Source organism: Streptomyces sp. SID12501 (assembly GCF_010550245.1).
Taxonomy (GTDB): domain Bacteria; phylum Actinomycetota; class Actinomycetes; order Streptomycetales; family Streptomycetaceae; genus Streptomyces.
This window is the reverse complement of sequence record NZ_JAAGLU010000012.1, coordinates 141,592-156,122: the sequence shown is the minus strand read 5'-3', so window position 1 is coordinate 156,122 and position 14,531 is coordinate 141,592. Positions and strand designations below refer to the sequence as shown.

Below are 14,531 nucleotides of genomic sequence, written 5' to 3'. Positions count from 1 at the left end.
CTGACTCAGGCCCGCTTCCCCGGCGCGTCCCGCGCACCAGGGCGCATATTAAGCACAAGGTCACGCCCTATGGCGGCCCCTGAAGGTCACCATTCCGTCCCAACATCATCAGATTGTCGGACCCGACTGTTTACGTCGCTCCGGTGACCGTTGCAGCACTTCGGTGATCGCTACATCGTTCGACTTCCCGCTACTTCACGGCACTGCCCGCCGTCCACTCCTTCCAGCCCATGTTCCACCCGCCGAGTCCGTTGTCGGGAGCGACCTTCTTGTCCTTGCTGTGGACGACCTCGACGACGTCCCCGACCAGGCTCCGGTCGAAGAACCAGCCCGCCGGACTGTCCGAACTGCCGCCCTTCACATCCTTCAGCCCGACGCAGCCGTGGCTGACGTTGGTGTTGCCGAAGGCGTCCGGCGCCCAGTAGTTGCCGTGCAGGAAGGTGCCGGAGGTGGTCAGCCGCATCGCGTGCGGCACGTCCGGGATGTCGTACTCACCACCGAAACCGACCGTACGGCTGTTCATCCGGGTCACTTCGAGCATCTCCGTGACCACCATTTTCCCGTTGTACGTCGTGTTCTTCGGCGACCCCGCCGTGATCGGCACCGTGGCCAGCAGGTCGCCGTCGCGCCGCACCTCCATGGTGTGCGCGGCGGCGTCGACCAGCGACACCTGGCTGCGGCCGACGGTGAAGGTGAACGTCCTGCGCTGGATCCCGTACACCCCCGGCGCCCCCTCGACGTCCCGCAGCGCCAGATCGACGGTGACCCTGGTGCCCGGCGCCCAGTACTCCTCGGGCCGGAAGTCGAGGCGCTCGGCGCCGAACCAGTGCGGCCGGATGTCGACGGCGGGTTCCGCGGTGACATGGATGGCGCGTTCGACGGCCGCCCGGTTCCTGACCTCGCGGTTGAACTCCAGCGACACGATCATTCCGGTGCCGACGGTGGCGCGGTTCTCCGGGGTGACGTATCCGATGAACCGCTCATCGGGCACATAGGTGGTGAAGGTCGTGTGCCGGGCCGAACGGCGTCCGTGGGCGTCGAGCGCCACGACATCGACCGTGTACCTGGCGGCCAACGCGAGCCGCGCGTCGTCGGGCCGCCAGGACAGCCCGTCCTCGGAGATCCGCCCGGACACCGCCGAATCCTGCGCGTCCTGGGCCCTGACGACCTTCACCGACTCCAGGCGCCCGCTGGGCACCCGTACGAGAAGGGGGTTGTCGGGGCGTACGGAACGGCTGCCGTCGTCGGGCGAGACGCGGATCACATCCTGCGGCGCCCGGGGTTTCCCGAACACCGAGTCCGCCCCGCCCACCCCCTCCGAAGTGCAGCCGGCGGCTCCGGCCAGCAGTCCTGCCCATGTCAGTACGGCGACCAGCCCGGCTCTCGCGCGCCCAGCGCGCCCTTGTACGTGCCTCACACAGGACCCAACGACGCGGCACGTCCTGGGGAAACGTGAGTGCGAGCCACGCTCTGGGCAGAACAGGGGGAGAAACGACGCGAAGCACGGCACGAAGACCGACACGACAGGGCGCCGCGGCCGGGACGCCGCACACTTGTTCTAGCTGTACTCGCTTCGTTTCACTCGTTCTACTCTTTCCACGAGTCGCGGGAGGCGGAGAGGTGTCCAGCGCAGCTGAGCAGAAGGCGGTCGCGAAACAGCGCACCGTCGAGGAGAGGCACCCCGAAGCCATGATGCCCGACACCGATCTCACGACCGGTACCCATCCGGACACCGAAAGCGACAGCGCGCCGAACAGTGCGCCACGCGCCGCGCTGCCCGCCGTTCCCGTGTGGCCGGGGACGCCGATGCCCCTGGGCGCACGTTTCCGCACGGGCCCGGACGGGGTGTCGGGCACCAACTTCGCGCTGTGGGCGGGCGGGGCGGAGGCGGTGGAGCTGTGCCTGTTCGGGGAGGTGGAGAAAGGCGACGGGGGCGGTGGAGAGGTGGAGACCCGTGTCCCCCTCACCGAGCTGACGCACGAGATATGGCACGGCTTCGTGCCCGGGGTCATGCCGGGCCAGCGCTACGGCTATCGCGTGCACGGCCGCTGGGACCCGTGGACCGGCGCCCGCTGGAACCCGGCGAAGCTGCTTCTCGACCCGTACGCGCGCGCGGTGGACGGCGATTTCGATCTGCCCCCCGAGGTGTACGGGCACGTCCGCGACTGGCCCCAGCAACAGGTCGCGGACACCGTGCGCGACGACCGCGACTCGGCGCCGTTCGTCCCGAAGGGCGTCGTCGTCCACGACGACGCCCCCGACGACGAGTGGGCGGACGACCGCCGCCCGAAGACGCCGTGGTCGGACTCGGTGATCTACGAGGTCCACGTCAAGGGCTTCACCAAGCTGCACCCGGACATCCCGGAGGAGCTGCGGGGCACGTACGCCGGCCTGGCCCACCCGGCCGCGATAGAACACCTGACGAAGCTGGGCGTGACGGCGGTGGAACTGCTGCCGGTGCACCAGTTCGCGCACGAGGACCATCTGCTGCGCCGGGGCGTGAAGAACTACTGGGGCTACAACTCGATCGGCTACTTCGCCCCGCACGCGGGATACGCGGCGACGGGTACGGCGGGCCAGCAGGTCGGCGAGTTCAAGCGCATGGTGCGCGCACTGCACGCGGCGGGCATAGAGGTCATCCTCGACGTGGTCTACAACCACACGGCGGAGGCGGACGAACACGGCCCGACGCTGTCCCTGCGGGGCATGGACAACCGGGGTTACTACCGGCTGCAGAGCGACGCACGCCGGTACACGGACTACACGGGCTGCGGAAACACGCTCCACGTGGTCCAGCCGCACGTACTGCGGCTGATCACGGACTCGTTGCGGTACTGGGTGACGGAGATGGGGGTGGACGGCTTCCGCTTCGACCTGGCGGCGGCCCTGGCCCGCTCGATGCACGACGTCGACATGCTCTCCCCCTTCCTGGCGGTGATCGCGCAGGACCCGGTACTGCGCCGGGTGAAGCTGATAGCGGAACCGTGGGACGTCGGTTCCGGGGGCTACCAGGTCGGCGCGTTCCCACCCCTGTGGACGGAGTGGAACGACCGCTACCGCAACGCGGTCCGGGACTTCTGGCGGGGGGCGCTGCCGGACGTACGGGACCTGGGATACCGGTTGTCGGGGTCGAGTGACCTGTACGCGTGGGGCGGTCGCAGGCCCTACGCCTCGGTCAACTTCGTCACGGCGCACGACGGTTTCACGCTGCGGGACATGGTGTCGTACGAGCGCAAGCACAACGAGGCCAACGGGGAGGGCAACCGCGACGGCACCGACGACAACCGCGCCTGGAACTGCGGCACTGAGGGCGAGACGGACGACGAGCACGTACTGGCCCTGCGGCGCCGTCAGTTGAGGAACCTGCTGACAACTCTGCTGCTGTCGACGGGCGTTCCGATGCTGGTCGCGGGCGACGAGCTGGGGCGTACTCAGGGGGGCAACAACAACGCGTACTGCCAGGACAACGAGATCAGCTGGGTGGACTGGAGCCTGCTGGAGGACCCGGGCTGGCGCGCGCTGACCGAACTGACCGCCCGCCTCATCGACCTGCGGCACCGCCATCCCGTACTGCGCAGGCGGGCGTTCTTCTCCGGCCGGGCCCATCCGGTCGACGGACTGAGGGACCTGGCCTGGTTCACCGCCCTGGGCACGGAGATGACGGAAGGGGACTGGTACGCCCCGGCGGAGACCCTGGGCATGTATCTGTCGGGCCGCGACATCCCGGGCCGGGACGCCCGGGGCGTCCCGATCACCGACGACAGCTTCCTCGCGATCCTCCACACGGGCGACCTCCCGACGAACTTCGCGCTGCCGGGGGCCCCTTGGGCGCAGCGGTACGAGGTCGTCGTCGACACGTCACGGGAGGAGCAGGGGGAGGCGCCGGGGGTGGAGTACCGGGCGGGGGACGAGATCGGTGTGCCGGGGAGGGCTGTTCTGCTGCTGCGGGTGGTCAGGTGAGGGTCGGCCCCGGTGTCACCCGCGTGAGGCGTTGTTCGAGGCCGGCCCGGCAGTCCGGCCACTCCTCCGCGGTGATCGAGAAGATCGCGGAGTCACGGAGCCGGCCGTCCTCGCCCGGTACCCATGAGCGGGACCAGTTCCGCAGTACGCCCTCGAAGCGGGCTCCCGCTCTTTCGATGGCGGCCCGTGAACGGCCGTTGCGCGCGTCCGTCTTCAGGTCGACGCGTGCCACGTCCCAGTTCTCGAACGCGTGCCGGAACAGCAGGTACTTGGCCTCGGTGTTCAGCCCGGTGCCCTGGGCGGATGCCGCGAGCCAGGTGAAGCCGACCTCGATCGCGCACAGGCCCTCGCCCTCCGGCCACGGCCGCGGGTCCCAGTAGGCCGTGACCCCGACCGCACGTCCCGACGCCCGGTCCACCTGTGCGTACGGAGCCAGCTTCCCCTCGGCGGCGCGGGCGAGCTGGGCGTCGATGTACCCGCCGACCTCCGCCGCCGTCGGCACCCAGGTGAACCGGTACGAGCCACGGTCCTCCTCCGCCGCGGCGGCGAGATCCGGCGCGTGACGCCGGTCCAGCGGCTCCAGGCGCACGAGCGAGCCCTCCAGAACTGGGCCGTCCAGCGTGAAACCCATCGATCACCCGTCCAGTGCGCACACGTTGTCGGGGCCCGGCCGGACCCGGCCGCCCACGGTTCCAGAGTCGTGGCCGTCCTGTCGCGCGAATTCAGCGTGGGTTCCGGTCCGTGGACACCTTCTTGACGCCCCCGTCGTCCCCCTGGCACCGTCCATGACCATGAGGACTTCCGCCGATCACCGCTGCGCGTACGTCGCGCTGGTGGAGCGGCGCCATGTCGACCTGTGCCGGCAGTCCAGCGCCATCTGTCGCTGAGCCCACGGTCTCCCCACCTCGTTTCCTCCGTTCTCCCCTTAGGTGTCCCCTTCGCGGGCCCCCTCTGCCCCAAGGAACCACCGCATGCCCGAAATATCCCGCCGTACGTTCGGTGGCCTGGTCGGTGGCGGTGCCGTCACCGCCGTTTCCGCCGCCGGTGCCGCCCCCGCCGCTGCCGCCTCCGCCGAGCGCCCGTTCCAGGCCCGTGACGCCGGACAGCACGGCAGGCGCCGCCCCAACTTCCTGGTCATCCTCGGTGACGACCTCGGCTGGGCCGACCTCTCCTCCTACGGCGCCCCGCACATCAGGACGCCCCACCTGGACCGGCTGGCCCGGCAGGGCGTCCGGTTCACCGATGCCTACTCGGGGTCCGCCACCTGCTCGCCGACACGGTTCAGCCTGTACACCGGGCGCTATCCGGGCCGTACGCCGGGCGGGCTCGCCGAGCCCATCGCGAACAGGACGCAAGGACTCGACCCCGAACACCCCACACTCGCCTCCCTGTTGAAGAAGTCCGGCTACGCCACCGCGCTAATCGGCAAGTGGCACTGCGGCTGGCTGCCCGACTACAGCCCCACCAGGTCGGGGTGGGACGAGTTCTTCGGCAATCACGGCGGTGTGCTGGAGTACTTCTCCAAGCTGGGGCAGCTCGGCGACCACGACCTCTACGAGGGCGACGCCGAGTACCAGGACCTGCGGTACTACACGGAGGTCCTGACCGAGCGGGCCGTCGAGTACGTCGGCCGGGACCACGGTGCCAAGCCCTGGCTGCTCAACCTCAACTTCACGACCCCGCACTGGCCCTGGCTCGCCGAGGGCGACGAGGCGACCGGTGCCGAGATCGCCGCGAAGATCCGGGCCGCGAAGAGCCAGGCCGACGTCACCAAGGCCCTCAACCACTACGACGGCGGCTCGGTCGAGAAGTACACGCAGATGGTGCAGAGCCTGGACGCGGCCGTCGGCGAGGTGCTCGCCGCCCTGCGCCGGTCGGGGCAGGAGGAGAACACGCTGGTGTACTTCGCCAGCGACAACGGCGGGGAGCGCTGGTCGTACCTGTGGCCGCTGAGCGGTGAGAAGTTCGTGCTCCAGGAGGGTGGCATCCGGGTGCCGACCATCGTGCGCTGGCCTGCGGGAATCGACGGCCGTCAGGTCAGTCACGAGCCGAACCTCTCCCCCGACTGGACGGCGACCTTCCTGGAGCTGGGCGGCGCCCGGCCCGACCCTGCCTACCCGCTGGACGGGACGAGTCTCGCCGGGTACCTGCTGCGGGGCCAGGAGCTGCCCGAGCGGGACCTGTTCTGGCGGGTGCGGGCCAACCGGGCGCTCCGGCGCGGGGATTGGAAGTACTACCAGGACGCCGCCAAGACCGACCACCTGTACAACCTGGCCGCCGACCAGCGCGAGCAGGCCGATCTGGCCCCCGACAAACCCGAGTTGCTCGCCGAGCTGAAAGCCGCGTGGGAGACGATCGCGAACGGGCTGCTGCCGTATCCGAGTTAGGGCCTGTGCAGGTTGGTCAGGGTCTGTGCGGGTCAGGTCCTCTGCGGGTCAGGTCCTCTGCGGGTCAGGGTACGACTTCTCGAACACGCAGGTCGTAGGACCTTCGGCCGACCGGGTTCGGGTCAAAACTCGGTAGGCACTGTCAGTGGTGGTTTGTAGGCTCGGATCGATGCCCACGACACGTGCAACCGCAAAGGACCCCGAGGTCCACGCCGGCCGTTCCGCCGTACGCACTCTGCTGCGCCTGTGGCCCTATGTGCGGCCGGTGCGCGCACGGCTGTTCACAGCCGCCTTCGTCGCGGTCCTCGCGTCCTGTATGGGGTTGGTGATCCCGCTCGTCCTGAAGTGGATGGTGGACGGGCCGATCGCCGACCGTGACTCGCGCGGTGTGTGGTTCGGGGCGCTGTGGCTGCTGCTCCTCGGGCTCGGGGAGGCGCTGTTGTTCGGGCTGCGGCGGTGGCTGGTGGCCCGGCCGCTGGCCGGGGTCGAGGCAGCGATGCGGGCGGCTCTGTACCGGCGGCTCCAGCGGCTGCCTGTCGCCTTCCACGACCGGTGGCCGTCAGGGCAGTTGCTGTCCCGGGCGACGTCGGACCTGATGCTGCTGCGGATGTTCCTCGCGTTTCCGCTGACGTTCCTGTTCGTCAACGCGGTGACGATCCTCGTCGGCGTGATCATCATGCTGGCCCAGGACTGGTCGCTGGGGCTGGTGATCCTGGGGCCCGCCATCCCCGTCCTGATCGTGTGCATCGTCTTCGAGCGGCGCTACCACCTCGTGGCCCGGCGCGCACAGGACCAGGTGGGCGACCTGACGACGGTCGTCGAGGAGAGCGTGCTCGGCATCCGGATCATCAAGGGGTTCGGACGACACAGGAGTCAGGCGCGGGCGTTCCGTGAGCTGTCGGGGACGTTGCGCGGGACCGAGTTGCACAAGGCCCGGCTGCTGTCGGCGATCTGGGCGGTGATCGTCACGCTGCCGGAGCTGGCGATCGGGTCGGCGCTCGTGCTGGGGACCGTGCAGGTCGCCGACGGTGATCTGTCGGCCGGCACGCTGGTCGCCTTCCTGTCGACGGCCCTCGCCCTGCGCTGGCCCGTCGACTCCATCGGCTTCCTCCTCGCGATGAGCCAGGACGCGGCCACCGCCACGGAACGGTACTTCGAGGTGATGGACGAGGATCCGGAGGGTGAGGGGGAAATGCTCCACCCCGGTGCTCATCACCCTGCCTCTGCCTCCGATTCCTCGGGCGCCGACCGCGGGCTCCGCTTCCACGACGTCTCCTTCCGGTATCCCGACGCCCCCGCCGACTCCCCTCCCGTCCTCGACCGCGTCGACCTCCACATCCGGCCCGGCGAGTCCATGGCCCTCGTCGGCACGACCGGCAGCGGCAAGACCACGCTCACGGCGCTCGTCCCCCGGCTGCACGAGGTGACCTCGGGGCGCATCACCCTCGACGGGCACGACATCTCCGCCCTGCCCAGGGAAGAGCTGCGTGCCCTGGTCGCCGTCGCCTTCGAGGAACCCACCCTCTTCTCGGCGAGCGTCGGCGCCAACGTCCTCATGGGGGCCCAGGATTCCGCCGGCGAGGCCGAGTTGCGCCACGCGCTCTCCGTGGCGCAGGCCGATTTCGTGCACTCGCTTCCGCAGGGGTCGGACACCCAGGTCGGTGAGCAGGGCCTCAGTCTGTCCGGCGGCCAGCGGCAGCGGCTCGCGCTGGCCCGGGCGGTCGTGGGCAAGCCCCGGTTCCTCGTCCTCGACGACCCACTGTCCGCGCTGGACGTGCACACGGAGGCCGCCGTCGAGGCCGCGCTGCGCCGGGTCCTCGCCGACACCACGGCCCTGATCGTGGCGCACCGCCCGTCCACGGTCCTGCTCGCCGACCGCGTCGCCCTCCTGTCCGGCGGCCGGATCGCCGCCGTGGGCACGCATCACGAACTCCTGCGGACGAACGCCGAGTACGCCTGGCTGATGGCCGGCGCGGACGAGAGGACCGACCGCGGCGACACCCCCCACGGCACCGACAGCACCGACAGCTTCGAGGAGGCCGCCCGATGACGGCGCCCACGACCACCGCGCCGACCCCCGACGACGAACAGCCCCCCGGGCCGAACACTGGCCCGGGCACCAGGCCGGACACCAGGCCGGACGCCGATCTGAACGCCGACCCGGACACCGGCCAGAACGCCGCGCCGAGCACCAGGCCGGACGCCGGACCGGACAACGGGCAGGACGCCGCGCGGCACGCAGGACCGGATGCCGCGCCGAGCGCCAAGCCGAACATCGGACCGAACACCCAGCTGAACGCCGACCCGGACACCGGCCAGAACGCCGCGCCGAACGCCAGGCCGAACACCGCCCCGGACACCATGTCGGACACCCAGCCGGACACCGACCCGGACGCCAAGCTGGTGTCCGACACGGGCACCGCGCCGGACGCCAAAGGCGCCCCCGCCGCTCCCCGGCCCTCCGCCCCCGCCGACCCCTTCGACCAGGACGACCTGCCCACCCCCAAGGGCGCCACCGCGAACCTGCTCCGGTCCCTCCTCGCCCCGATGAAGGGGCGCGTCGCCCTGACCGCCGTACTTCTGCTGCTCCAGCAGGCGGCCGTCCAGGCGGGCCCGCTGCTCGTCGCGTACGCCATCGACCGTGCCGTACCGGCCCTTCGCGACCACGACAACGGGCCGCTCGTCGGCGTCGGGGTCGGTTATCTGCTCTGCGCGCTGGCCTCGGGCGCGCTGCAGTACTGGTTCGTCTCCGCCGCCGCCCGGGTGAGTCAGGACGCGCTGCTCGATCTGCGCGGGCGTATCTTCCGGCACGCGCAGGCCCTCAGCCTCGACTTCCATGAGCGCTACACCTCGGGCCGTCTGATCTCCCGTTCCACGGCGGACGTCGAGTCGCTGCGCGAGCTGCTGAACGACGGGCTCCAGGAACTCGTCACCATCGCCCTGTCGTTCGCCTACATCTCGGCCGTCCTGCTCTGGCTGGATCTGAGCCTCGGCGCGCTCGCCGTCGCCTCCTTCGTGCCGCTGTACCTCCTCGTCCGGCTCTACCGGCGCCGGGCCGGCCGGGTGTACGGACTGCGGTCCACCGCGATCGCCTCCGTCATCGTCAAGTTCGTCGAGACGATGAACGGCATCCGGCCGGTGCGCGCGTTCCGCCGCGAGGCCGCCAACGACGCGGAGTTCGAGGCTCTCAACCGGCATCACGAGCGGAAGAACGGCGACGCGATCCTGGAGATGGCCCGCTATGTCGTCGGCTCCCGGGTCGTCGCCAACTCCGCTGTCGCCGCGATGGTGTTGTGGGGCGCCCACCGGGTCGCGGACGGCACGCTGGAGCTGGGTGTGCTGGCCGCCGCCGTGCTGTACCTGCGCCGGTTGTACGACCCCATCGACCGGCTCGGCATGTTCCTCAACTCGTACCAGTCGGCCACCGCCTCCCTGGAGAAGATCTCCGGGCTGCTCGCCCAGGTGCCCTCGGTCCCGGAGCCGTCGACTCCGCGCGAGCTTCCGGTACTCGAGTCCGAGCACCCGGGTCGTGAGGTCGTCTTCGACGGGGTCCGGTTCGCCTACCGCACCGGCGGCGAGGTGCTTCCCCGCTTCGACCTCACCCTCCCGGCCGGGCAGACCGTCGCGGTCGTCGGCTCGACCGGCGCCGGCAAGTCCACCCTGGCCAAGCTGCTCGCCCGCTTCTACGACCCCACCGAGGGACATGTCCGCCTCGACGGCGTCGAGCTGCGCGACCTGTCGGGCACCGATCTGCGGCGCGGGGTCGTGATGGTGACGCAGGAGGCCTTCCTGTTCTCCGGCAGCGTCGCCGACAACATCGCCGTCGGCGCCCCGGACGCCCCGCGCGAGGAGATCGAGCGCGCGGCCAAGGCGATCGGCGCCCACGACTTCATCACCGCGCTGCCCGAGGGCTACGACACGGACGTACGCAAGCGAGGTGGCCGTATCTCCGCCGGGCAGCGCCAACTGGTCGCGTTCGCACGGGCGTTGCTCGCCGATCCGGCAGTGTTGATCCTCGACGAGGCGACCAGTTCGCTCGACATCCCGGGTGAACGGGCCGTGCAGCGCGCGATGTCGACGGTCCTGAAGGGGCGTACGGCCGTCGTGATCGCACACCGGCTGTCGACCGTCGAGATCGCCGACCGGGTGCTGGTGATGGAGCACGGGCGGGTCGTCGAGGACGGCGCCCCGGCCGAACTCATCGCCGGTACGGGCCGGTTCGCGGACCTGCACCGGGCCTGGCGGGACAGCCTGGCGTGAGGTCGTGAGTGTGTGCGTGATCTTGCAGGCGCAGGACGGGACGGGGACAGGACGGGGGACGAGAAGGTAATGATCGACGCGTACGAGGATCCAGGCACGCCCGACTCCCGCGGCCCCGCCCGCTATCTGGTGTGGCTGGTGCGGCAGCAGTGGCGGCGGTCCGCGGTCGGGGCGCTGCTGGCCAGTACCTGGACGACGTTGATGGCGCTGTCGCCGTATCTGATGTCCCGGGCCGTCGACGACGGTCTCGAACCGGGCGACCAGGCCGTGCTGGCCGGCTGGGCGGGCGCGATGCTCGCCGCCGGGACGTTCAGTGCGTGGCTGAGCATCATGCGGCACCGCACGATGACCCGCATCCGGATGGACGCCAACTTCCGTACGGTCAAGGTCGTGGTCGGGCAGGCCGTGCGGCTGGGGGCCGCGCTGCCCCGGCAGGTCGGGGCAGGGGAGGTCGTCACGATCGGCGTCGGCGATGTGACGACGATCGCCCAGTCTCTGACCTTCGTCGGGCCCGGCATCGGCTCGATGGTCTCCTACAGCGTGGTAGCCGGACTGCTGTTGTCGGTGTCGCCGACGCTCGCCGCCGTGATCCTGCTCGGGGTGCCCGTCCTCGCCGTGCTCGTCGGACCGCTGCTCGGGCGGCTCCAGGGCGTGGAGTCGTCGTACCGGGAGCGGCAGGGCGTCCTGACCGCCCGGATCGGGGACCTCTCGGGTGGACTGCGGGTCCTCAACGGCCTTGGCGGGAAAGGGCTGTTCGCCGACGCCTTCCGGCGTGACTCGCGCCGCCTCCAGGAGCAGGGGTACCGGGTCGGGGCCGTGAGCAGCTGGATCCAGGCGCTCGGGGTCGGGCTGCCCACGCTGTTCCTGGCCGTGGTGACCTGGCTCGCGGCCCGGCTGGCCGCCCAAGGGGCCATCACCGTGGGCGAGTTGGTGTCGGTGTACGGCTATGTCGCCGTGCTGATCATGCCGGTGGCGTTCTTCATCGAGTGCGGTTTCCAGATCAGCCGCGCCCTGGTGGCCGCCCGACGGGTCGTACGGTTCCTGGCACTTGAGCCGGACGACGACAGCGGCGGCCCGGGGGTGGACGCGCCCGCGTCGCCGTCCGAGCTGCACGACCCCGACTCCGGCGTGACCGTCGTGCCGGGGCGGCTGACCGCGCTCGCCGGTGCCCGGCCCGCCGATGCCGCCGCGGTCGTCGACCGGCTCGGCAGGTTCGCGCCGTCGGCGGCGACCTGGGGCGGCGTACGGCTCGACGCGGTCGCCCTCGCCCAGGTGCGCGCCCGCATCCTGGTCGCCGACAACGAGGCCGACCTGTTCGCCGGGACCCTGCGCGAACTGGTCTCCGGGCGCGGGGAGCCGGGCGAGGAGGCCATCGCGCGGGCGGTGCGCGCGGCAGTCGCCGACGACATCGTCCTCGGGCTGCCGGAGGGGCTGGACTCGGCGATCGACGCGCAGGGCCGCAACCTCTCCGGTGGGCAGCGCCAGCGCGTACGACTGGTGCGGGCGCTGCTCGCCGACCCCGAGGTACTGCTCGCCGTCGAGCCGACCTCGGCGCTGGACGCGCACACCGAGGCCGCCGTCGCGGACCGGCTGCGCGCGGAGCGGGGCGAGCGCACGGACCGGACGACCGTCGTGGCCTCCACCTCACCGCTGATGCTGGACCGGGCGGACACCGTGTACTACCTGGTCGACGGCAAGGCGGCGGCCGTCGGCAGTCATCAGCGGCTGCTCGCGGAGGAACCGGGATACCGGGCCCTGGTGGCGCGCGACACGGACGAGCCGGACGAGCTGGACGAGGAAGAGGGCCCGACCGACCTGGCGGGCGACGAGGGCCTGGCGAGTGTCGAGGAGTCCGTACGGTGAGTGCCCAACTGCCCATCGCCTCGGCGGCCGACGTACGCCGGGCCGCCGTCCGGCTGATCCGCGCCGACACCCGTGCCTTCGTCGCGCTTCTGCTGTTGAACTCGCTGGCCGCCGGTGCCGGGCTCGTCGCGCCCTGGCTGCTCGGGCGGATCATCGACGAGGTGCGGGCGGGTGCCGGGGTCTCGGTCGTGGACCGGCTCGGGCTGGTCATCGTGGGGTGCGCGGTGGGCCAGTTGCTGCTGGCGCGCTGGGCACGGAACGTGGGCTACCGGTTCGGGGAGCGGACGCTCGCGCGGGTGCGGGAGGAGTTCGTGGACCGGGCGCTCGCGCTGCCCGCGTCGGTGGTGGAGCGGGCCGGGACCGGCGATCTCACGGCCCGGGGGACGGCCGACGTCGGCACGGTCGGCACGACGTTGCGTGATGCCGGGCCGGATCTGCTCATCGCCTCGGTGCAGTGTCTGTTCATCGTCGGCGCCGTGTTCGCGCTCGATCCGCTGCTCGGCCTGGCCGCTGTGCTCGCGCAGAGCGGCATCTGGTTCGCGCTGCGCTGGTATCTGCGCCGGGCGCGCACCGCCTATCTCGCGGAGGGTTCCGCGAACTCCGAAGTGGCTGAAATTCTCTCGGCGACCGCGTCGGGGGCGCGCACGGTCGAGGCGTTCGGGCTGGCGGAGCGGCGGGTGGCGGTGAGCCGGGAGGCGCTGGACCACTCCCGGCTCAGGCGTCTGCACACGCTGTATCTGCGGACCGTGTTCTTTCCGCCCGTGGAGGTGTCGTACGTCCTTCCCGTGGTCGTCGTGCTGGTGGTGGGCGGCGCGTTGCACGGGCGGGGGGCGATCAGTCTGGGCGCGGTCGTGGCGGCTGCCCTGTATCTGCGGCAGTTGGAGGCGCCGCTCGACGAGGTGCTGACGTGGATGGAGCAACTGCAGTCCAGCAGTGCCTCGTTCGCGCGGGTGGAGGGACTCGGGCGGGCGCCGAAGGGCGGGTCGGAGGCTTCCCCTGTGCCGGTGGGCGACCGGATCGACGTGACGGGGGTGCGGTACGCGTACGACCGTGGGGGCGAGGTCCTGCGCGGGGTCGATCTGACGGTGCGGCCGGGTGAACGCCTCGCGGTGGTGGGGCCGTCGGGTGCGGGCAAGACGACGTTGTGCCGGTTGCTGGCGGGGATCGACGAGCCGCGTTCGGGCACGGTGACGGTGGGCGGCGTACCGATCTCCTCGCTCGGGCCCGAGGAGCTGCGGCGGCAGGTCGTGCTCGTCACGCAGGAGCACCATGTCTTCCTGGGCACGGTCCGGGAGAATCTGCTGATCGCCGAACCGGACGCCACGGACGCCGAGTTGTGGGCCGCGCTGGCCGCTGTCGGCGCGGCCGGCTGGGTGCGTGAGCTGCCGGCCGGGCTGGACACCGGGCTGGGCCCCGACGGGGAGTCGACCGACGGTTCGCGGGCCCAGCAACTGGCGCTGGCCCGTGTGGTGCTGGCCGACCCGCACACGCTGATCCTGGACGAGGCGACGGCGTTGCTCGATCCGGCGACCGCACGTCATACGGAGCGCGCGCTGGCCGCCGTACTCGAAGGGCGGACGGTGATCGCGATCGCGCACCGGCTGCACACCGCGCACGACGCGGACCGGGTGGCCGTGATGGAGGGCGGGCTGATCACCGAACTCGGCACGCACGAGGGTCTGGTGGCGGCGGACGGGGCGTACGCGGCTCTGTGGCGGTCGTGGCACGGGGAGCAGTAGCCAGGCTTCGGCAGAGAAGATCGATTCAATGCAAAGATTGAATAGCCCGTATACCGAACATGACCAACCGGACAACGAACCTTTTCCAGCCAACTTATTGACGCGGTCCTGACAGCGTACGGCCCCGCCTGCCACTCTTCCCACGGCGACTTCACAGCAACTCCACAGCAACACCGCTGTGTTCGTCGTCGCGATCCGCACGCACCTGTTCTGCCCCGAACGGACGACCACCGTTCGGTCCCCCCTGGCCGTTCGACCGGCGGCCACGCAGAAGGAGTCAGTGTTGAGACGCCAGCCCCACAGACGCGCCCCCCACGCCACC

9 protein-coding genes are annotated in these 14,531 nt (G+C 71.0%); 7 read left to right on the top strand and 2 right to left on the bottom strand.

What is annotated here, in order from left to right:
- Positions 1 to 190: 190 nt before the first annotated feature.
- Complete coding sequence (locus G3I71_RS16595; protein WP_164315481.1) at positions 191 to 1,417, bottom strand: Ig-like domain-containing protein; 1,227 nt, start codon at positions 1,415 to 1,417, stop codon at positions 191 to 193.
- Positions 1,418 to 1,620: 203 nt separating this feature from the next.
- Here G3I71_RS16595 and glgX point away from each other — a divergent pair, with 203 nt between their 5' ends.
- Positions 1,621 to 3,960, top strand: a complete 2,340-nt coding sequence (gene glgX, locus G3I71_RS16590) for a glycogen debranching protein GlgX (RefSeq protein ID WP_164315479.1) — start codon at positions 1,621 to 1,623, stop codon at positions 3,958 to 3,960.
- On the opposite strand, the gene G3I71_RS16585 is transcribed toward glgX, so the two are convergent.
- Positions 3,953 to 4,591 carry a GNAT family N-acetyltransferase gene (locus tag G3I71_RS16585; RefSeq protein ID WP_164315477.1) on the bottom strand — a complete coding sequence of 213 codons (639 nt, stop codon included), beginning with the start codon at positions 4,589 to 4,591 and terminating at the stop codon, positions 3,953 to 3,955. The two genes, glgX and G3I71_RS16585, sit on opposite strands and share 8 nt — an antisense overlap.
- Positions 4,592 to 4,751: 160 nt before the next feature.
- Between G3I71_RS16585 and G3I71_RS52695 the strand changes: the two genes are divergently transcribed.
- From G3I71_RS52695 to G3I71_RS16560, 6 genes are all read left to right on the top strand, one after another.
- Positions 4,752 to 4,847 carry a putative leader peptide gene (locus tag G3I71_RS52695; protein WP_343242974.1) on the top strand — a complete coding sequence of 32 codons (96 nt, stop codon included), beginning with the start codon at positions 4,752 to 4,754 and terminating at the stop codon, positions 4,845 to 4,847.
- 84 nt (positions 4,848 to 4,931) lie between these two features.
- Positions 4,932 to 6,347, top strand: a complete 1,416-nt coding sequence (locus G3I71_RS16580) for a sulfatase (protein ID WP_164315475.1) — start codon at positions 4,932 to 4,934, stop codon at positions 6,345 to 6,347.
- 169 nt (positions 6,348 to 6,516) lie between these two features.
- Complete coding sequence (locus G3I71_RS16575; protein ID WP_164315473.1) at positions 6,517 to 8,397, top strand: ABC transporter ATP-binding protein; 1,881 nt, start codon at positions 6,517 to 6,519, stop codon at positions 8,395 to 8,397.
- Positions 8,398 to 8,708: 311 nt separating this feature from the next.
- The gene (locus tag G3I71_RS16570; RefSeq protein ID WP_164315604.1) at positions 8,709 to 10,607 is read left to right on the top strand and encodes an ABC transporter ATP-binding protein; all 1,899 of its coding nucleotides are present in this window, start codon (positions 8,709 to 8,711) and stop codon (positions 10,605 to 10,607) included.
- Positions 10,608 to 10,676: 69 nt separating this feature from the next.
- Positions 10,677 to 12,470, top strand: a complete 1,794-nt coding sequence (locus G3I71_RS16565) for an ABC transporter ATP-binding protein (protein ID WP_164315471.1) — start codon at positions 10,677 to 10,679, stop codon at positions 12,468 to 12,470.
- The gene (locus G3I71_RS16560) at positions 12,467 to 14,209 is read left to right on the top strand and encodes an ABC transporter ATP-binding protein (protein WP_164315470.1); all 1,743 of its coding nucleotides are present in this window, start codon (positions 12,467 to 12,469) and stop codon (positions 14,207 to 14,209) included. Before G3I71_RS16565 ends, G3I71_RS16560 begins: the two co-directional genes overlap by 4 nt.
- Positions 14,210 to 14,531 lie beyond the last annotated feature (322 nt).

What these genes read in the sequence shown, in the direction of transcription:
- G3I71_RS16585 (WP_164315477.1), bottom strand. Translation starts at nt 4,591, where the DNA reads ATGGGTTTCACGCTGGACGGCCCAGTTCTGGAGGGCTCGCTCGTGCGC.
- G3I71_RS52695 (WP_343242974.1), top strand. Translation starts at nt 4,752, where the DNA reads ATGAGGACTTCCGCCGATCACCGCTGCGCGTACGTCGCGCTGGTGGAG.
- G3I71_RS16580 (WP_164315475.1), top strand. Translation starts at nt 4,932, where the DNA reads ATGCCCGAAATATCCCGCCGTACGTTCGGTGGCCTGGTCGGTGGCGGT.
- G3I71_RS16575 (WP_164315473.1), top strand. Translation starts at nt 6,517, where the DNA reads ATGCCCACGACACGTGCAACCGCAAAGGACCCCGAGGTCCACGCCGGC.
- G3I71_RS16570 (WP_164315604.1), top strand. Translation starts at nt 8,709, where the DNA reads ATGTCGGACACCCAGCCGGACACCGACCCGGACGCCAAGCTGGTGTCC.
- G3I71_RS16565 (WP_164315471.1), top strand. Translation starts at nt 10,677, where the DNA reads ATGATCGACGCGTACGAGGATCCAGGCACGCCCGACTCCCGCGGCCCC.